This window comes from Stenotrophomonas sp. ATs4 (assembly GCF_051861585.1).
Taxonomy (GTDB): domain Bacteria; phylum Pseudomonadota; class Gammaproteobacteria; order Xanthomonadales; family Xanthomonadaceae; genus Stenotrophomonas; species Stenotrophomonas maltophilia_AS.
Map to the genome: position 1 here is coordinate 107,262 of NZ_JBLYPK010000006.1, position 19,196 is coordinate 126,457.

The following is a 19,196-nucleotide window of genomic DNA, read 5'->3' on the forward strand; positions in this document are numbered from 1 at the left end:
GCCCGACGATCATGAGGCTGCCGGCCAGCGGCCGGCACTACCGGCAATGCGCCATCGCGTGCGCGATGTCATCAACGGAATCTACAATAGGCGGTCTTTCTTTACCCGGACCGTCCATGAAACTGCCTGCCGCCTGGCTGTGCTGCCTGTTGCTGACCTCGCCGGCCTGGGCCGCAGACGCTGTGGTCACCGGCAAGGTGTATCTGGAACGCGACGGCCGGCCGGGTCGCGGCGCGACCGATCCGGGCCTGGCCGGGGTCCAGGTCTCCAACGGCGAGACCATCGTCAAGACGGCTGCAGACGGCGGCTACAGTCTGCCGGTGCGTGATGGCCAGACCGTGTTCGTGATCAAGCCGGACGCCTATACATTCCCGAAGGCGGCTGACGGCCTGCCGTCGTTCTGGCGCCACTACCGCCCGAATGGCTCGCCGGCGCTGAAGTACGGCGGCATCGCCGCGACCAGCGATGTCACCCGCAACTGGGATTTCGCCCTGCAGTCGGACCGCCATGACAGCCGGCGTGGTTTCCAGATGCTGGTGTTCACCGATTCGCAGACCGCCAGCCTGAAGGACATCGGCTATTACCAGCAGTCGATCGTGGCACCGCTGGTCGGCCAGACCAAGGCACGCATGGGCACCACCCTGGGTGACATCGTCAACGACGACCTGACCCTGTACCCGGCGATCAACAAGGTCACCACCGAGCTTGGCGTGCCGTGGTTCCACGTGCCGGGCAACCATGACCTCGATTTCGACGCGGCCAGCGATGACCATTCGCTGGACAGCTGGCGCAACATCTACGGCCCGGACACCTACGCGGTGGAAGAGGGCGGTGCCAGCTTCGTGTTCCTCGACGATGTGGTGTACGACCCCAAGGCCAAGCCGAAGTACGTCGGCGGCCTGCGCGAAGACCAGTTCGCCTTCCTCGCCAGCTACCTGAAGGGCCTGCACAAGGATCGCCTGCTGGTGCTGGGCATGCACATCCCGCTGTTCGACGCCGCGCCGGGTCGCGAGACCTTCCGCCATGCCGATCGCCAGCGCCTGTTCGACCTGCTGAAGGACTTCCGCAACGTGCTGGTGCTCAGCGGCCACAGCCACACCCAGCAGCACGTCTACCACGGCAAGGCCGATGGCTGGAACGGCGAAAAGCCGCTGCACGAGTACAACGTGGGCGCCAACTGCGGTGCGTTCTGGTCGGGGGTGAAGGACGCCGCTGGCGTGCCGGACAGCACCATGAGCGATGGCACACCGAAGGGCTATGCGTTGCTCGACGTGGCCGGCAATGGCAGCTACAAGCTGCAGTACCGCGTGGCCGGAAAACCGGCCAGCGAGCAGATCGGCCTGCATGCGCCCAAGGTGTTGCGCCAGGGCGCCTACCCGGCGTGGGGCATCTATGCCAACGTCTACATGGGCGAGGACGCCAGCGTGGTCGAGTACCGCGTCGATGGCGGTGCCTGGCAGGCGATGAAGCAGGTCGGCCAGCCCGATCCGCGGCTGATGGTGGAGAACGTGGCCGACGACCTGGCCAGCAGCCTGCGTGGCTACGACCGCTCGCCGGAGGCCACCGCATCGCCGCACCTGTGGCGTGGCGCGCTGCCGACCGATCTGGCCGTGGGCAGCCACAAAGTCGAGGTCCGCTCCACCCAGCCCGACGGAGCGGTGTTCACCGCCACCACCAGCTACAGCCTGCAGACTGCCCAACCCTGACATCCGCATCAGGGCACCAGCGAAAGGACCCCGCATGGATATCCGCTTCATGGCCGGCACCACGCCGGTGACCCTCAGCCGCCACTGGTTCACCGGTGCGATGCAGTTGCAGAGCGCCACCGAGACGGTCTGGGTGCAGCACCCGCTGCATCCGGGCACCCACTTCTCGTTCTCGCTGGTACAGTCGTGGCTGCGCCACATCGCCGGCCACGAAGTGCTGGTCGAGCGCACGCGGCCGCTGCTGTTCGCCGGCTTCCGCCCGCAGCGTCTGCGCGTGCTGGTGGACGGTGTGCAGGTGGCCGAACAGGAAGGCATGTAGGCCAACCTGAACCATCGGCGCGCTAGGCAAAGCCGCCCCGATGCCTGAGAATCGGGGCGATTCAATCGATCCAAGCAGGCCAGCGTGACCATCGCAGCAGCGTCCCCGGTTTCCTCCGACTCCGCCCGCGGCGGTCTTCCGCGCAGTCTGGTCGTCGCCGATGTCGGCGGCACCTTTGCCCGCCTCGCTCTGGCCGAAACCCAGCCAGGCCAGGCGCCGTTGCTGGGCAGCCACCGCACCTATGCCTGCGCCGAGCATCCCAGCCTGGCGGCGATCCTGGCCGATTTCAGCGCAGGCCTCGGCCAACCGGTACAGACCGCGGTGGTGGCCATCGCCGGCCTGCTCGATGGCGACGTGCTGATCAATTCCAATCTGCCGTGGACGGTCTCGCTGTCGGCCACCCGCGCGCAGTCCGGGCTGCGCGAGCTGCAGCTGATCAACGATTTCGAGGCGGTGGCACTGGCCATCCCGTACCTGCAGGCCGATACGCTGGTGCCGTTGAACGGCGATGCTGATCCAACGCAGACGTTCCCGGCGCTGGTACTGGGGGCTGGTACCGGCCTGGGCGCGGCACTGCGCTTTGCCGATGGCGAGCGCCCGGTGCTGGCCAGCGAGATCGGCCATGCCGCGCTCGGCGCTGGCAACGCGCTGGAACTGCAGGTGCTGGGCAAGCTGCTGCAGCGCTGGGCGCACGTGGACAACGAGCGCGTGCTGTCCGGTAGTGGCCTGATGAACCTGTACCCGTGCCTGTGCGAGCTGCGCGGTGCCACCCCGGTGTGGACCAGCACCGAAGCACTGATCGGTGCCGCGCGCAGCGGTGAGGACGCGCTGGCGGTGGAGACGCTGCAGGTGTTCTGTGCCTGGCTGGGCAGCCTGGCGGGCGACGCGGCGATCGCCGTCGGCGCGCGCTCGGTGTACCTGGCAGGCGGTATTTCCGCGCATGTGCAGGATTTCCTGGCCGATGGCCGCTTCCGTGAGCGCTTCCTCAACAAGGGCGTGCTGACCGAGGTGCTGCGCCAGGTACCGGTATGGCGCGTGGAGCACGGCCAGCTGGGGGTGCTCGGTGCAGCGGTCTGGCACGCCGCGCGGCAGCCCACGCACGACTGATCGGCAGGGCCGGCATCGGGCCGGCCGTGCATTGCAGACTGGGAGGGGAAGATGGTGGATCGCAGGCAGTTCCTGCAGGCCGGTGCTCTGGCCGCAGGCATGGCGGCATTGCCAGGCGTGCAGGCGCGCACGCAGGGTGGGGCCAAAGTGGTTTCGACCTGGGACTTCGGCGTGCCGGCCAACCAGGCCGCGTGGAAGGTGCTGGCGCAGGGTGGCAGCGCACTGGATGCAGTCGAAGCCGGTGCACGCTGGGCCGAGAGCGAGCTGTGCAACCCTACCGTCGGCCATTGCGGTAATCCGGATCGCGACGGCGTGCTGAGCCTGGACGCGAGCATCATGGATGGCGATGGTCGTTGTGGCGCAGTGGCCGCGCTGGTCGACATCCTGTATCCGGTGTCGGTGGCCCGCAAAGTGATGGAGAACAGCCCGCACGTGCTGCTGGTGGGCGAGGGCGCGCAGCAGTTCGCGGTGCAGCAGGGCTTCGAGCGCAAGCACCTGCTGACGCCGCAGGCCGAAGCGGCCTGGCGCGAGTGGCTGAAGACCGAGAAGTACCAACCGCAGATCAATGCCGAGCGCCGTGGCATGCCCGGCAACAGTGACAACCACGACACCATCGGCATGCTGGCGCTGGATGCCAAGGGCCATCTGGCCGGTGCCTGCACCACCAGCGGTATGGCCTGGAAGCTGCACGGCCGTGTCGGCGACAGCCCGATCATCGGTGCCGGCCTGTATGTCGACAACGAAGTGGGCGCGGCCACTGCCTCGGGCGTGGGTGAAGAGATGATCCGCAACGCCGCCTCGTTCCTGGTGGTCGAACTGATGCGCCAAGGGCGTTCACCGGCACAGGCCTGCCGTGAAGCCATCGACCGCGTGGTGCGCAAGCGCCCCGAAGCGAGCAAGACCCTGCAAGTGTGCTTCCTGGCCATGAACAAGCAGGGCGAGGTAGGCGCCTATGCGCTGCATCGCGGCTTCGTCTACGCCGTGTGCGATGGGCAGCGCCAGGATGACCTGCGCGACTCGCCGTCGATCTACACGAGCACCCAGGCGTGAGCACGCGGCTGACTCTGGAAATCGCCAGCAACTCGCTGGCGTCGGCGCTGGCCGCCCAGGCCGGCGGCGCTGATCGCATCGAATTGTTCGACAACCTGGCCGAGGGCGGTACCACGCCGTCGTTCGCCAGCATCGCGATCGCCCGCGAACGCCTGTCGATTCCGCTGTTCGTGCTGGTGCGGCCACGCCCGGGCGACTTCCACTACGACGCGCTGGAAACCGAACTGATGCTGCGTGACATCGCGCAGTGCCGCGCCCTCGGCTGCGATGGCGTGGTGATCGGTGCGCTGGATGTGCAGGGCGGCATCGACGTGGCGCTGTGCCGTGAACTGGTGCAGGCCGCTGGCCCACTCAAGGTGACGTTCCATCGCGCCTTCGACGCCGCCCGTGACCTGCCAGCCGCGCTGGAGCAGGTGATCGGGCTGGGCTGCCAGCGCGTGCTGACCTCGGGCGGCCAGGTCAGCGCCGAGGCCGGCGCGGATGTGCTGGCAGGTCTGGTCACGCAGGCGGCGGGGCGCATCAGTGTGATGGCCGGCGCGGGGCTGGGCCCGGCCAATATCGCCGCCGTCGCACGACGGAGCGGCTGTACCGAACTGCACGCCTCGGCCAAGGGCCTGCGCCGCTCGGCCATGCAGTTCCAGAACCCGGCGCTGCGCGGACTGGATCCAGACTGGAGCCAGACCGCCACCGCGACCGTGGCCGGCCTGCGTCAGGCGTTGGACGGCTGATCGAATCCGTCGGGTATGGCCCCGGGGTCGGATCCCTTCGCAGAAGGGCTCTGACTCCGCTGCGGAACGCGTACCTGTTGCCGAAAAGTGACGCTTCTGACGTGCGTGGATCGCCAGTCCGTCTGCCAAACAGCGGAACGCAGGGGCATCTGTGTTTCCGGGTGGACGATCAAGCCAGGATTATTAACAGTGGGGTCCAACTCCCCGTGGCAATGATCCTCCTTCCGCATGTCTCGACTGCTCTTGCTACTTCTCTGCTTGCCACCAGCTGCCGCAATAGCTGCAGAGAAGGGACAGCCACCAATGTTGATCTGGAAGGCGACAGGTCCCGAGGGAGGCAGCATCGACGCTGTGCTGGGTGGCATGACGCTGGCACCCGCTGCTACAGGCGCGTTCGTCGACACGCGGGTACATCGGATCGGCGAGAAGTGCTTTCGCGCGCTCTATCAGGTGTTCGATTCAAAGGCCTCCAACCCGATGGGACGCTGTGGCGCGGGGCGCGAGATCCATTTGTTCGTTTACGAATTAACCCGGCCGAAGCCCATCGAGCGCGGCAGGGTATTGATCAGCAGCTGTCTTGAGACTCTGTCTCTGGCCAGCCAGAACTCAGGGCGACCCCACAGTGAGTCCGACTTTTCCTCGGTCATCTGGCAGGACGACGGGTTCAGCATCGAGTGGTGGGGAATCGGACCCGGAGGCAATGCATCGAGCCACTACGCTCTCCGCAATGGTCACTTCGTCCCGACTCAATCGAGTGAGGGTCATCGTTGAGAGCGGACAAAGCAGTTCCGCGCGCCGCTGTCGCGATCGTGTCATTGACGCGTGCGCCGCTCTCTCAGCGATGTCTCGCAACTCTTTGATTGTCATAGTCACCGGCGACCGATAACGGCATTGCGTCGGGCGTTGCTGCGGCGCCACATGCCCGACGTGGTTCAGCTGTGCTTTAGTTTGGATCGATCCACAGGGGAGGTGCCGCATCGGGCTTCAACCGATCCAGGCGCCTGGATCCGTCGTAGTGCAGCGCCACCACCCGTCCGTGCGTCCACACTTTCGAAGAGCAACCACCCATGGCTCAGTCCGTTCGCAAGCGTCGTCACCTGCTGTCCCAGGCCCTGGTCCTGGCCCTGTTGCCCCTGGCTGCCAGCGCGCAGGAGGCCGCCAGTTCGTCCACCAAGGATCTCGATGCGGTCACCGTCACCGGCTCGCGCATCAAGCGCGCCGGCGTCGAAGGCCCGGCACCGGTCAACGTGATCACCGCCGCGCAGATCCAGAAGGAAGGCTTCGTAAGCGTGTACGACGCACTGAAGACCCTCACCGAAGCGACCGGCACCGTCGAAGCCGCCTCGCAATGGGGCTCGCATACACCCAATGCCAGCGGCCTGAACCTGCGCGGGATGGGCCCGAACCGCTCGCTGTTGTTGGTCAACGGCCGTCGCGTGGCGGATTACCCGCTGCCGTATGGCGGTGAAACCAACTTCTCCAACTACGGCAACATTCCGGCCGCTGCGGTGGAGCGCATCGAAGTGCTGACCGGTGGCGCCTCGGCCATCTATGGTTCGGATGCAATCGCCGGCGTGGTCAACGTCATCCTCAAGACCAACTACGACGGCGACGAGGTGCGCGTGCGCGGCGGCACCTCCACCGAAGGCGGCCGCGATACCTGGGATCTGTCCTGGGCCGGCGGCAGGACCGGTGACAACTGGAGCGTGACCTACGCGCTGCAGTACACCAAGCGCGATCCGCTGTTCGGGCGTGATCGCCCGCAGATGGACGATGCCGATGATGCACCGTATCCGTCCTGGAACATGGAACAACGCAAGGTCGGCTTCCGTCCAACCGCTGGCCTGGCGCTGATCGATCCGACCACCGGCCAGCGCCTGGGGCCGCCCACTGGCACCTGCGAGAAGTTCGACGGCGAGTACTACACTGCCGATCGATTGGTCTACAACTACGCCGCCAACACCATCACCAACACCGGCCGCCTGTGCGGCATGAGCGCCGACTACACCAACTGGCTGCTCACCGGCGGTGCCGAGAACGTGTCCGGCAACCTGTATGCCACCTTCGATTTCAGCAATGACCTGCAGGCGTGGACCAACCTGGCGGTGTACCGCTCCGAAGCGATCTGGGGCACCAATCCACCCAGCGTGTCGCTGATCGACGACGACAAGGGCTACTACTGGGATGCCAACCGCAACCGCCCGATCCTTGGCGTGCGCCAGTTCACCCCGAACGAAGTCGGCGGCCTGGATACGCTGCGCAACACCAACCGTGAACTGTCCTGGGACTGGAGTGCGGGCCTGCGCGGACGCCTCGCCGATCGCTTCGATTGGAGCGCAACGGTGGGTCGTTCCTACTACCGCGTGGAAGAACGACAGAACGTGGTGCACAAGCAGAAATCGTATGACTACTTCCTCGGCCCGAAGCTGGGCACCACCGCCAACGGTGAGTCGATCTACGCACTGAACGAATCGCGCTGGTGGAATCCGCTGACGCCGGACCAGTACTGGCAGATGGGCACGGTGGCGAAGAATCGCGCGTCGTCCTACGTCAACCAGGCCTCGGCCGACATCACCGGCGAACTGTTCCAGGGCTGGGCCGGTCCGATCTCGTTCGCCGCCGTGGCCGAAGTCGCGCAGCAGGGCTATCACCTCAGCCCCGACCCGCGCGCTGGCATCGACTTCGACCTGCAGAACGTCGACCGCGGTGGCGGCGAGCGCACCCGCTATTCGGCCGGCGTCGAGTTCAAGATTCCGCTGCTGGAAAGCGTGACCGCCACTGCGGCCGCACGCTATGACCGCTATGGCAACTACAAGGCGGACAACAGTGGCGAAGCGCTGGACATCGGCAGCCAGAAGGAAACCACCTGGAATGTCGGCCTTGAATGGCGCCCGGTGGAATCGCTGCTGGTACGTGGCTCCTACGCCACCAGTTTCCATGCACCGGACATGCACTACCTGCTGGGCCAGCCGAGCAGCTCCGAAGTGCAGACCTATGACCGCCTGCGCTGCATCCAGAGCGGCGCCTACCTGGTCAACAACTGCGGGGTGGGCAACACCGACGTCTGGTACACCTTCGACGTGAACCGGCGCGGCACGCCCTTGCTGCGCTCGGAGACCGGTGACTCGTGGACGGTCGGTTTCGTCTGGGATGTGATGCCCAATCTGTCGGTCAGCGCCGACTACTGGGCGATCAAGCTGGAGGACATGATCGTCGACGTCGGTGCCGACGAGGTGTTGGCCAGCGAGGCGGGCTGCCTGACCGGCAAGAACATGGACGGTACGCCGTGGGCCAATCCGGCCGGTGGCGATTACTGCGCCGGCATCCTGGCCCGCGTGAACCGTGACAGCAGCGGCCGACTGGTGTCGATCGAACGCGGCCCGTTCAATCTGGCCAGCCGAGAAGTGCGCGGTATCGACCTGACCGCGCGCTACCGCTTGGAAACCGCGCAGTGGGGCAGCTTCCAGCTGGGCCTGAACTACACCAACCAACTATCGACCAAGGAACAGCGTTACGCCAACGATCCGAATCCGGAGCGCCGCGACCGCGACCTGCGCAGCAAGCTGCGTGCGAGCCTGGCCTGGCAGCGCGGCAACTGGAATGCCAATGTCTATGCCGATCGCATCGGTTCGGTGCCGGGCGTGCGTTACCACTGGGGCACCGATCGCCTGAACAACCCCGGTGGCTGCCTGCCGTTCGCTGATGGCTACGTGCCCAGCGACAGCCCGTCGCTGAACTGCCTGGAACCGGCAACACGTCCGGATGGTTCGCCGAATCCGAACCCGAACGCCGGCCAGCAGACCACGCGCTACTACGGGCGGGTCGGGCCGTTCATCACCTGGAACTTCAACATGGGCTACCAGGTGACCGAACGCGCCAAGGTCAACGTCTACGTCAACAACGTGTTCAATTCGGCCAGCTGGAACCACAAGGACCCGTACAAGCTGGATTACGACTTCGCCCCGACCCGCCTGCTCGGTGCGGTGGGTCGCGAGTTTGCGCTGGAGTACGTGTTCACCTTCTGAGCACGACATCGGTGGCGCCGGGCCTTGTGCCGCCGGGCATGGCCCGGCGCTACCGGGCGTTGGTGGCTCCACGCCATGCGTGGATGAATTCCTCCATGAACCCGGGGGTGGCTGGATTTGACCTTCCCACGATGGCAAGGTTTAGCCTGTCCGCATCCAGAAGGAAATCCGGGAATCCGATCATGAGTACGCCCCGCGCCACTGCAGTCCCCGTCAGCCCCTCCACCATCAGCCTGCCCATCGAGGGCATGACCTGCGCCAGCTGTGTGGGCCGGGTCGAAGCAGCGCTGTCCAAGGTCGAGGGCGTCGGCAGCGTCACGGTGAACCTGGCCACCGAGCGCGCGGACATCCGGGCGTCCGGGCCGGTTGATCGCGCTGCGCTGATCCAGGCGGTGGAGCGGGTGGGCTACGACGTGCCGGCTGCCACTGTCGAACTGGCGGTGGAAGGCATGACCTGTGCCTCCTGCGTGGGTCGTGTCGAGCGCGCGCTGTTGGCGGTGCCGGGCGTCAGCCAGGCCAGCGTGAACCTGGCCACTGAACGCGCCACGGTGCGCGGCGTGGCCGCTGTGGATGCGCTGGTGGCGGCCATCGACAAGGTCGGTTATGCCGCCCGCGCCATCGAAGCAGGCGTTCAATCCGACGACGAAGCAGCGGAAAAAAAGGATGCCGAGCGTGCCGAGCTGAAGCGCGACCTGATCGTGGCGACCGCGCTGGCGCTGCCGGTATTCGTGCTGGAAATGGGCTCGCACCTGATTCCCGGCATGCACGAATGGGTGATGGCCAACATCGGCATGCAGACCAGCTGGTATCTGCAGTTCGCACTGACCCTGCTGGTGCTGGCCATTCCCGGCCGCCGTTTCTACCAGAAGGGTTTCCCGGCGCTGCTGCGGCTTGCGCCGGACATGAATTCACTGGTGGCGGTGGGCACCGCCGCCGCGTTCGGTTATTCGGTGGTAGCGACCTTTGCACCGCGGCTGCTGCCGCCGGGCACGGTGAACGTCTACTACGAAGCGGCAGCGGTAATCGTCGCACTGATCCTGCTCGGCCGTTTCCTTGAAGCGCGCGCCAAGGGCCGTACCTCCGAGGCGATCAAGCGCCTGGTCAACCTGCAGGCCAAGGTCGCGCATGTGATCCGTGACGGCCGCAGCATCGATATTCCGGTCAATGAAGTGCTGAGCGGCGACGTGGTGGAAGTACGCCCGGGCGAGCGCGTGCCGGTCGACGGCGAGGTCATCGAAGGCCGCAGCTACATCGACGAATCGATGATCAGTGGCGAGCCGATCCCGGTCGAGAAGCAGCCGGGCAGCAGCGTGGTCGGCGGTACCGTCAACCAGAAGGGCGCACTGACGGTGCGTGCCACGGCGGTGGGCGCGCAGACCATGCTGGCGCAGATCATCCGCATGGTTGAACAGGCGCAGGGCTCGAAGCTGCCGATCCAGGCGGTGGTCGACAAGGTGACGCTGTGGTTCGTGCCAGCGGTGATGCTGGCGGCGCTGGCCACGTTCCTGGTCTGGCTGATCTTTGGCCCGTCGCCAGCCTTGAGTTTCGCGCTGGTCAACGCGGTGGCGGTGCTGATCATTGCCTGCCCGTGTGCGATGGGCCTGGCCACGCCAACTTCGATCATGGTCGGTACCGGCCGTGGCGCCGAGATGGGCGTGCTGTTCCGCAAGGGTGAAGCACTGCAGTTGCTGAAGGACGCGCAGGTGGTGGCGGTGGACAAGACCGGCACGCTGACCGAAGGCCGCCCGCGCCTGACCGATCTGGAGATTGCCGATGGCTTCGATCGCACCACGGTGCTGGCTGCGGTGGCCACGGTGGAGTCACGTTCGGAACATCCGATCGCCCGCGCCATTGTCGATGCGGCGACTGAGCAGGGACTGGCACTGCCGGCGATGATCGATTTCGAATCTGTCACCGGCATGGGTGTGCGTGCCAGTGTAGATGGCGCGCGGGTGGAGGTTGGCGCGGACCGTTTCATGCGCGATCTGGGCGTGGATATCAGCGCGTTCGCCGCGCTGGCAGCCGAACTCGGCGCGCAGGGCAAGTCGCCGCTGTATGCCGCCATCGACGGTCGCCTGGCCGCGATCATCGCGGTATCCGATCCGATCAAGCCGAGCACGCCGGCTGCGATCGCGGCGCTGCATCAGCTTGGCCTGAAGGTGGCGATGATCACCGGTGACAACGCCGGTACCGCGCAGGCGATCGCACGCCAGCTGGGCATCGATGAAGTGGTGGCCGAAGTGCTGCCGGAAGGCAAGGTCGAGGCGGTGCGCCGCTTGAAGGCCACGCATGGCCACGTCGCCTTCGTCGGTGACGGCATCAATGATGCGCCGGCACTGGCCGAGGCTGACGTTGGCCTGGCCATCGGTACCGGTACCGATGTCGCAGTCGAGTCGGCCGACGTGGTGCTGATGTCGGGCAACCTGCAGGGCGTGCCGAATGCCATTGCGCTGTCCAAGGCAACACTGGGCAACATCCGGCAGAACCTGTTCTGGGCCTTCGCTTACAACACGGCGTTGATCCCGGTAGCGGCCGGCGTGCTGTACCCGGTATGGGGTGTACTGCTGTCGCCGGTGTTCGCGGCCGGTGCGATGGCATTGTCCAGCATGTTCGTGCTGGGCAACGCGCTGCGCCTGCGCCGCTTCCAGGCGCCGATGGCCGATGTCCCCGCTGCAACCCATTGAAGGAAACCCGCATGAACATCGGCGAAGCCGCCAAAGCTTCCAGCGTTTCAGCGAAAATGATCCGTTACTACGAACAGATCGGCCTGATTCCCGCGGCCGATCGCACCGAGTCGGGCTACCGGGCGTATTCGCAGGCGGACATCCACCGCCTGCGTTTCATCCGTCGCGCGCGCGATCTCGGTTTCCAGGTCGCCGAGATCACCGATCTGCTCGGCCTGTGGAACGACACGTCGCGGCACAGCGCCGACGTCAAGCAGCTGGCGGAACAGCACATCGTCGACCTGGAGCAGCGCATCGAAAGCATGCGGCAGATGGCTGATACGCTGAAGTCGTTGATCAGTTGCTGCGCGGGCGACGAGCGCCCGGAGTGCCCGATCCTGCAGCGGCTGGGTGAAGAGGATGAGACCCCGGTAGCGGTCGACACCGCCAAGACCGGCGCGGTGCGGCGGCGTACGCACAAGCATTGACTCGATACTGCATGCATGAAAAAGCCCGCCGGTTGTTGTAGCAGCCGGCGGGCTTTGCAGTGTGGAACAGGGCAGGGGATCAGGCCGTACGCGGCGGGAAACCGGCGTCGTTCAGCGCTGCCACGATCTGCGCTTCGCTGGCCGAGGTCTGCACCTGCACGCGACGGCTGGCGGGATCTGCCTGCACGCTGGCCTGCGGGTCCACGCCTTCAATCGCCTTGGTCACGCTACGGGCGCAGCCGCCGCAGGTCATGCCTTCAACATGGAATTCCATCTGTAGTTCCTTCGGTGCTCTTGGGGTGGAGCCAGTGTGCACCTTCCAACGATGGCAGGGTCAAGCACTGGGCTGAACGACAGGCGAGGCGCCGACAAAAAACGGCAGCCACCTGTACCAGCGTGACTGCCGTGGAGGAACGTCCCCGCCGGAGCAGGGTGTGGGTTGCGCCGGGCGGGCCCGGGCAACCCGGTGGCGCCTTAGAACTTCCAGGTGGCGCCGAAGTACAGCTGGCGGCCTGCATAGGTGTTGGAGATCAGGCGCGCCTTGGTGTCATTGCCCAGGTGCACGCGCTGCTCGGACTTGGTGGCATTGATCACCGAGGCGGTCAGGGTCCAGTCCGGGGTCAGGTTGTAGGCCACGTTCAGATCCAGCTGGTCATATGGTTCGGTGTAGACGGTCATGCCGTTCTGCAGGCCGCCTACCACTTCGCCGCGACGGTTGAACGAGGCGCGCGCAAGGAACTTTTCGTTCTCGTAGAACACGGTTACATTGGCCTGGTTCTTGGCACTGCCGACCAGTGGCGACGAGCCGATGTTCTGCCCGTCAATCACGATCGATGCCAGGTTGGTGTCGTTGTAGGTGTAGTTGGCCTGCACGCCGAAGCCGAAATCGAAGGTGTACTGGCCATACAGTTCCACGCCCTGCGAAACACCATCCTGGCCATTGGCCTTGGTCTTGTAGTTCTGCACGGTTACTACTTCGCCGCCGACAGTCATCTGCGTGTCGCGCACGACCGGCACGGTGAAGTTGCTGACGTCCTTGCGGAACAGGCCGACACCGGCCACGGCGCCCGGCTGGAAGTACCATTCCAGGCCCAGGTCGTACTGCGTGGCCTTGAATGGCTGCAGCTGCTTGTTGCTGCCTTCGCCGGCCCAACCCGGGTTCGGCGCACCGCCGGCCACGCGACGATCGTCGACGTACTCGGCGCTGTAGAAGCTCAGAGCGCCCGGGGTGGCGATATCGGTGTAGCCCGGACGGGCAATGACCTTTGACGCGGCGCCGCGCAGCACCAGAGTGTCAGTGATGTCCCAGGCGATGTTGAAGCTCGGCAGGATGTCGGTATACGTGCGGTCGACGCCGATCAGTTCATGGGACTTGCTCTGTGCCAGATCGTACGGCAGTCGCTTGAAGCCACTCTCGCAGCCATAGCCCGGATAGGCCGCAGCGGCCGGATCGGTGCACGCCATCGGTGCGCCGGAGGCGTTGTCCAGGAAGTAGTCGTTGAACTTCTCGATCGAGTCGGAAGACTGTGCGAACTGCTTGGTGCGCACCACGCGCACGCCGACGTTGCCGCGCAGGCGCTCGGTGCGGAAGTTGGCCTGGAAGTAGCCCGAGTAGATCTTCTCGTTGACGTTGTAGACGAAGTCTTCTTCGGTACGGTTGTGCGAACCACCGTAGGTCTTGTTCAAGTAGTCGATGTACGCCGGGTAGTTGATGCCCGGGAACACGTTGGCATTGAAGCCACCGGCAATGTTGCTGATCGGATTGGACAGGAAGAAGCCGGGCTGCGCGTCGCCGGCAGTCGGGTCGCAACCTACCTGGTAGCGGCCGTCCTTGTAGTCGGCCGGATCGCGGCCCTGGCAGGTCCAGTAGGTGTTGCCGGTGTTGCGGTGGACCTTGCCATCGCGGTACTTGGCACCGAACTGGATCGAATCCAGCCAGCCCGATTCAAACAGCTTGGTCACGTCGGCCTGGAAATAGTTCTGCTTGACCTCGGTGCGCTTCCACGACGAATCGGTCGAGCCGGTGTCGACTTCGGCGATGCCGTTCATCAGCTGCTGCTGCAGGTCGGGCGAGAAGTTGGCCGACGGCGTACCGGTCAGGTCCCACGCGCTGTACTGGTTGCCGGACAGGTAGTCGTTGCCGACCTTGCGGCGCGGCTTGGCCGACATGCGGAAGTTCATCGACGGGCCACCCTCGGACCAGGTGCGACCGCCAGTGAACGAGGCTTTCCACAGCGGGCTGATATCCCAGTCGATGGTCAGGTCGGCGGTCTGCGAGAGCGCCTTCTCCTTGCTGTAGCCGCCGGTCAACTGCGGCGTCGGAACCGTGCAGTCGTCCGGGCCCCAGCCGCCAGGCTTGAGGCCAGCGGCCTTGGCCTGGTCTTCGCTGCAGATGTAGGCCTTGCCCGGAAGCTTCTCGAACTGGGCACCGGTGACGGTGTTGCCGCTGGGATCGAAGTCCAGGCCATTGAGCAGGCGACCACCAGCCCAGTTGCCGTCCTGGTTGTAGCGCGCCATGCTCCATTCCGGAATCTTCAGCATGTTCTGGGTGTAATCACCCTGCAGCTCGAAGCGGAAGTAGTTGGCGGTCATCGTGACGTTGTCGACCGGCTTGAACTGGAAGGTCAGCTGGCCGCCCTTGCGCTCGCGCTTTTCTTCCTTCACCGCGAAGTTGACCGACGTCGGCATGAAGAAATCGCTGTAGTTGCCGCCCGTCTGGTTGTTGAAACCGGACTTGCCCCACCAGTAGTGGATGCCATCCTGCTGCTGCACATTGCCATAGGCATCGCGCGCCTTGCCGGCGCCGTACCACTGGTAGTCCTCGGTGCTGGCTTCCATGGTGCGGGTGGTGCGCTTCTGCTGCGTCACGCCGACCAGCACACCGAAGCGTTCATCCTTGCTGTGCCACGAATACAGGGCCGATGCCTGTGGGTCGATATCGTGGTGGGTATCGGAGGAGGTGCCCTCGAGCGTGACGAAGCCCGAGTTGGATTCCATGTCCAGCGGACGACGGGTGTGCAGGATGACCGTGCCGCCGATGCCGCCTTCATCGATGCGTGCTTCCGGCGACTTGAACAACTCCGCGCTGGACAGCATGTTCGACGGAAGCAAGGTGTAGTTGAACGAGCGGGTTGCTTCGTCGTTGGTTTCCGACGTGGCCACGTAGTTGCCGTTCAACTGGGTCAGGGTCAGGTCCGGCGCAAGGCCACGCACGCTGACAGTCTTGCCTTCGCCGCCACTGCGGGTGATGACCACGCCGGGCACGCGCTGCAGCGCGTCGGCGACGTTCTTGTCAGGGAACTTGCCGACGTCTTCTGCGGTGATCACTTCGACCACAGCGTTGGCGTCGCGCTTCTTTTCGAGGCTCTTCTCGATGGCGTAGCGATAGCCGGTGACCTGGACGCTGTCCAGGGTGGTGGCGTCCTGCGCGGCGGTGGAGGCAGCCTGCTGTGCGGCGGCGCCTGCCGGCACGAGGGCGACGGCCAGGGCCAGCGCGATGGCCAGCGACAGTGCGTCGTGACCGTGCGTGCGTGTTGAATGCTTCATTCCCATCTCTCCCTCTCTCCTGGATTGATCCGGTGACGTGGCACTTGAATCGATCTAATTTGAAGTGACATTGTCGCTATCGCCATGCAGTGGCAGTAGCACCGTGCGCGTGGCCTGGTACGTCCTGTTGCTGCTCCCCCAACTCCCGGCCATCGCAATGTCGTTCTTGGATCGATCTAAGCGATGGGCGGGCGATTTTTAGCATGGGTCGCCCGTGGGCGCATGCTGCTACGCAATATGTTACTGGCGTGGCGAAGGGGTGACGGTTTGCTGAATCAAGTGAAAACGTTTTCGTGCGCAGGGGGGGGCGGCAGGGCTGCGCCCTGCACCTGCGGTAGTGCCGGCCGCTGGCCGGCAGCAACCAAGGCCAAGGCCAAGGCCAAAGCCAAAGCCAAAGCCAAAGTGGCTCTGGGTTGTCTGTGAGTTGGGCGGGGCGGTGTGGGCTGGCAGGACACGCCGTAAACCCTTCCCTGGGGGCTCGATGGCGCCATCCATGGCGCCAACGGTCCTGCCAGCCCACACCGCCCCACCTTTGACAGTTTCCCGGTGACGGCTGGATGGGTCCTGGGAACGACATGGGGTTGTGGGTCAGATCCGTTTTCCAACGGAAAACGGATCTGACCCCACTTGATTTCGTTATCTGACAGAGATTCATCCACGCATAGCGTGGATCCACAGATCGCGGAAATCTGTCGAAGGCGGGGTGGGTCCGGTTGCGGGGGCGTGAGCCGCATGGATGCGGCGACCGAGCTTACATGGACGTACTTGCAGCGCCCCCCGCAACCGGACCCACCCCGGCTCCCCACAGGAAACCGGCTTCTGCTGTTGCTGTTGCTGCTGCTCCAGCTCGTAGCAGGTGCAGGGCGCAGCCCTGCCGAACACCCCCCTCTCATGCTGCGCCGCAGAATGCATTCGGCTGAAGCTGCATGCTCTACTTGAATCGATCTAAATCCACGGTCACGTGGGTCGGGCGTCATTCCAGGGGGAGCCTTCTGCCGGTCCAGGCAGAGCTCAGCGGAACGGTGCCGGAAGGCCCGGGCCGTCTGTCTCTGCGTCATCGACTACAGGAACCCGACATGCGTCCAGTGCCGTCCGCTCCCGCCGTCCCATCGTCTTCGCGCCCGCTGACGCGCCTGGCATGCCTGCTCGCATTGTCGGCAGTGCCGATGCTGCTGCAGGCCGCGCCGGCGGCGCTGGAACGCGAGGTCAACACCTTCATCGGCAGCAAGGACGACGGCAACACGTTCCCGGGCGCGTCGGCGCCGTTCGGCCTGATCCAGGTCAGCCCGATCGGCAGCCATTATTCGGGCTGGCGCTATGACGACGAGAAGATCCGCGGTTTCGGCCACTCCTTCATCTCCGGCGCGGGTTGCTGGGAACAGGGCGGCCAGGTGTCGGTGCTGCCGGTTACCGGGTCGATCGGTCCGGGCGGCGATTTCGATACCGGCAACGCAAAGCAGTTCGACCACAAGGCCTATGCCGCGGCGTACACCCATGACGGCGAGATCGGCCAGGCGGGCTATTACAAGGTGCGGCTGACCAGCTACGGCGGCATCGACGCCGAAGCCACTGCCCGCACCCGCGCCGCGGCCGAGCGCTATACCTTCAGCCAGCGCAGCGGAGACGGCCACGTGCTGGTCAACGTCGGCCAGGCCAACGAGCGCCATTCGGTGATCGGCAGCGTGGTCGATGTGGTCGGTGATCGCGTGGTGGAAGGCAAGCTGGTCACCAAGAGCTTCTGCGGCGGCCATCAGTACACCACCTGGTTCCGCATCGAGTTCGACCGCCCGTTCAAGGCGCATGGCACCTGGGGCGAGGGCGGTGGCCTGCCGGGCGCGCGCCACAGCATGGAGGGCGAACAGAAGCCGAATGGTGCCTGGCTCAGCTTCGACCTGGGCAAGGGCCAGTCGGTGACGGCGGTTAGTGCGATCTCGCACGTGGATGCCGAAGGCGCGCGTACCAACCTGCGCGCGGAGGGCATGCAGGGTGGGGCGCTGCTCGGTTTTGACCGCATGCGTGCGTTGTCCCAGCAGTCGTGGCGTGAGCAGCTGGGCCGGGTGCGTGTGCAGGGCGGCAACGCTGACGATCGCACCGTGTTCTACAGCGCGGTCTACCACGCGCTGCTGCAGCCGATGACCGGCAACGATGCCGACGGCCGTTACCGTGGCTACGACGATGGCATCCATCGCACCGATGGCTGGACCTACTACGAGTACTTCTCGCTGTGGGATACCTACCGTGCGCAGAACCAGTGGCTGGCGCTGACCCGTCCGGACGTGGCGCGCGACATCGGCCGTACCCTGCTGGCGATCGACGAGCAGGGTGGCTGGTTGCCGCGCTGGGGCTATGCCAACTTCGAGACCAACATCATGACCGGCGATCCGGTCACCCCGTTCATGGTCGACCTGTGGCGCTTCGGTGCGCTCAAGGGCCGTGAATCGCAGGCATGGGACGCGCTGCGCCGCAATGCCTTCGGCACGCCGCCGCTGAACTCGCGCATGGCCGGCCGCTCCGGCAACCCGACGTACCTGGACAAGGGCTACGTGGTCTACGACCGTGCATTCCCGTCCAAGGGTATGGACGTCGATCCGCACCACGGCGGTTCGGCCACCTTGGAATACGCGCTGGCCGACTGTGCGCTTTCGCAGATGGCCGATGGCCTGGGCCATGCGCAGGACGCGGCGACGCTGCGTGAGCGCGGTCGCAACTGGCGCAAGGTGTGGGACCCGCAGGTGCGCGATGCCGAGACCGGCTTCACCGGTTTCCCGCGCCCGCGTACCGAGGATGGCCAGTGGTACACCCCGGCCGATGGCCACTACAGCCCGCGCTCGCACCATGGTTTCCATGAAGGCACGGCGTGGCAGTACCAGTGGCTGGCACAGCAGGACGTGCCGGGCCTGGTCGAAGCGATGGACGGCCGCGAACAGGCCGGCCGCCGCCTCGATGCCTTCTTCGCGATGGACGCGCTGCAGGCCGACCCGCTCAACGCTGCCCGCAAGGAATGGGTGGTCGGGCCGTACAGCTACTACAACCAGTTCCGCTACAACCCGAACAACGAGCCGGACCTGCATTCGCCGTGGCTGTACACGCTGATCGGCCAGCCGTGGAAGACCGCCGCCGTGGTGCGTGCCGCGCAGCAGCTGTTCACCAATGCCCCGAACGGCGTGACCGGCAACGATGACCTCGGCACCATGTCGGCCTGGTACCTGTTCAGTGCCATCGGCGTGTACCCGGCGGTGCCGGGCAGCGGCCAGTTCCTGTTGCACACCCCGCGCTTCAGCAAGGTGGAAGTGGACATGGGCAATGGCCGCACCCTGCGCATCGACGCACCCGGTGCCGATGGTCGCCGCCTGCAGTACGTGCAGGGCGTCAAGGTCGATGGCCAGGCGTATGCGCCGGTGTGGCTGGACTGGAGCCAGCTGCAGCAGGGCCCGCGCCTGCACTTTGCGCTCGACACGAACGCGCCGGAGCAGGGCTGGGGCACGGCCGTGAAGGACCTGCCGGTGTCCTGGTGCGCGGCACCGGGCAGCCAGCTGCGCTGAGACGGACTGTGCCGTTCGCGGT

12 protein-coding genes are annotated in these 19,196 nt (G+C 65.5%); 10 read left to right on the forward strand and 2 right to left on the reverse strand.

From position 1 onward, the window contains the following. Window positions 1-116 precede the first annotated feature (116 nt). The 9 genes from ABR323_RS12290 (at window position 117) to cueR (ending at window position 12,086) form a co-directional block, all read left to right on the forward strand. Window positions 117-1,706: a calcineurin-like phosphoesterase C-terminal domain-containing protein gene (locus tag ABR323_RS12290; protein WP_439449523.1), complete on the forward strand. Its 1,590-nt coding sequence runs from the start codon at window positions 117-119 to the stop codon at window positions 1,704-1,706. Between the two features lie 34 nt (window positions 1,707-1,740). After that, window positions 1,741-2,025 carry a hypothetical protein gene (locus ABR323_RS12295; protein ID WP_012480039.1) on the forward strand — a complete coding sequence of 95 codons (285 nt, stop codon included), beginning with the start codon at window positions 1,741-1,743 and terminating at the stop codon, window positions 2,023-2,025. Between the two features lie 84 nt (window positions 2,026-2,109). Next, on the forward strand, window positions 2,110-3,132 hold the full coding sequence (locus tag ABR323_RS12300; RefSeq protein ID WP_439449524.1) for a glucokinase: 1,023 nt from the start codon (window positions 2,110-2,112) through the stop codon (window positions 3,130-3,132). 51 nt (window positions 3,133-3,183) lie between these two features. Beyond that, window positions 3,184-4,182: a N(4)-(beta-N-acetylglucosaminyl)-L-asparaginase gene (locus tag ABR323_RS12305; protein WP_439449525.1), complete on the forward strand. Its 999-nt coding sequence runs from the start codon at window positions 3,184-3,186 to the stop codon at window positions 4,180-4,182. After that, window positions 4,179-4,910 carry a copper homeostasis protein CutC gene (locus tag ABR323_RS12310; protein WP_439449526.1) on the forward strand — a complete coding sequence of 244 codons (732 nt, stop codon included), beginning with the start codon at window positions 4,179-4,181 and terminating at the stop codon, window positions 4,908-4,910. The genes ABR323_RS12305 and ABR323_RS12310 overlap by 4 nt, the downstream gene beginning before the upstream one ends. 303 nt (window positions 4,911-5,213) lie before the next feature. Further along, window positions 5,214-5,681 carry a hypothetical protein gene (locus tag ABR323_RS12315; protein WP_439449527.1) on the forward strand — a complete coding sequence of 156 codons (468 nt, stop codon included), beginning with the start codon at window positions 5,214-5,216 and terminating at the stop codon, window positions 5,679-5,681. Between the two features lie 296 nt (window positions 5,682-5,977). Further along, window positions 5,978-8,935: a TonB-dependent receptor plug domain-containing protein gene (locus tag ABR323_RS12320; protein ID WP_439449528.1), complete on the forward strand. Its 2,958-nt coding sequence runs from the start codon at window positions 5,978-5,980 to the stop codon at window positions 8,933-8,935. 182 nt (window positions 8,936-9,117) lie between these two features. After that, complete coding sequence (locus ABR323_RS12325) at window positions 9,118-11,619, forward strand: heavy metal translocating P-type ATPase (protein ID WP_439449529.1); 2,502 nt, start codon at window positions 9,118-9,120, stop codon at window positions 11,617-11,619. Between the two features lie 11 nt (window positions 11,620-11,630). Next, entirely contained in the window at window positions 11,631-12,086 is a 456-nt protein-coding gene (gene cueR, locus ABR323_RS12330) for a Cu(I)-responsive transcriptional regulator (protein WP_439449530.1), read from the forward strand. A gap of 79 nt (window positions 12,087-12,165) precedes the next feature. Here the strand turns inward: cueR and ABR323_RS12335 are convergent, their stop codons facing one another. Both ABR323_RS12335 and ABR323_RS12340 read right to left on the reverse strand, forming a co-directional pair. Then, on the reverse strand, window positions 12,166-12,360 hold the full coding sequence (locus ABR323_RS12335; protein WP_049445502.1) for a heavy-metal-associated domain-containing protein: 195 nt from the start codon (window positions 12,358-12,360) through the stop codon (window positions 12,166-12,168). A 200-nt stretch (window positions 12,361-12,560) separates the two neighbouring features. Further along, on the reverse strand, window positions 12,561-15,638 hold the full coding sequence (locus ABR323_RS12340; protein WP_439449531.1) for a TonB-dependent receptor: 3,078 nt from the start codon (window positions 15,636-15,638) through the stop codon (window positions 12,561-12,563). A 1,070-nt stretch (window positions 15,639-16,708) separates the two neighbouring features. Here ABR323_RS12340 and ABR323_RS12345 point away from each other — a divergent pair. Then, complete coding sequence (locus tag ABR323_RS12345) at window positions 16,709-19,174, forward strand: GH92 family glycosyl hydrolase (protein WP_439449532.1); 2,466 nt, start codon at window positions 16,709-16,711, stop codon at window positions 19,172-19,174. Window positions 19,175-19,196 lie beyond the last annotated feature (22 nt).

What these genes read in the sequence shown, in the direction of transcription:
- ABR323_RS12290 (WP_439449523.1), top strand. Translation starts at nt 117, where the DNA reads ATGAAACTGCCTGCCGCCTGGCTGTGCTGCCTGTTGCTGACCTCGCCG.
- ABR323_RS12295 (WP_012480039.1), top strand. Translation starts at nt 1,741, where the DNA reads ATGGATATCCGCTTCATGGCCGGCACCACGCCGGTGACCCTCAGCCGC.
- ABR323_RS12305 (WP_439449525.1), top strand. Translation starts at nt 3,184, where the DNA reads ATGGTGGATCGCAGGCAGTTCCTGCAGGCCGGTGCTCTGGCCGCAGGC.
- ABR323_RS12315 (WP_439449527.1), top strand. Translation starts at nt 5,214, where the DNA reads ATGTTGATCTGGAAGGCGACAGGTCCCGAGGGAGGCAGCATCGACGCT.
- ABR323_RS12320 (WP_439449528.1), top strand. Translation starts at nt 5,978, where the DNA reads ATGGCTCAGTCCGTTCGCAAGCGTCGTCACCTGCTGTCCCAGGCCCTG.
- ABR323_RS12325 (WP_439449529.1), top strand. Translation starts at nt 9,118, where the DNA reads ATGAGTACGCCCCGCGCCACTGCAGTCCCCGTCAGCCCCTCCACCATC.
- cueR (WP_439449530.1), top strand. Translation starts at nt 11,631, where the DNA reads ATGAACATCGGCGAAGCCGCCAAAGCTTCCAGCGTTTCAGCGAAAATG.
- ABR323_RS12335 (WP_049445502.1), bottom strand. Translation starts at nt 12,360, where the DNA reads ATGGAATTCCATGTTGAAGGCATGACCTGCGGCGGCTGCGCCCGTAGC.
- ABR323_RS12340 (WP_439449531.1), bottom strand. Translation starts at nt 15,638, where the DNA reads ATGGGAATGAAGCATTCAACACGCACGCACGGTCACGACGCACTGTCG.
- ABR323_RS12345 (WP_439449532.1), top strand. Translation starts at nt 16,709, where the DNA reads ATGCGTCCAGTGCCGTCCGCTCCCGCCGTCCCATCGTCTTCGCGCCCG.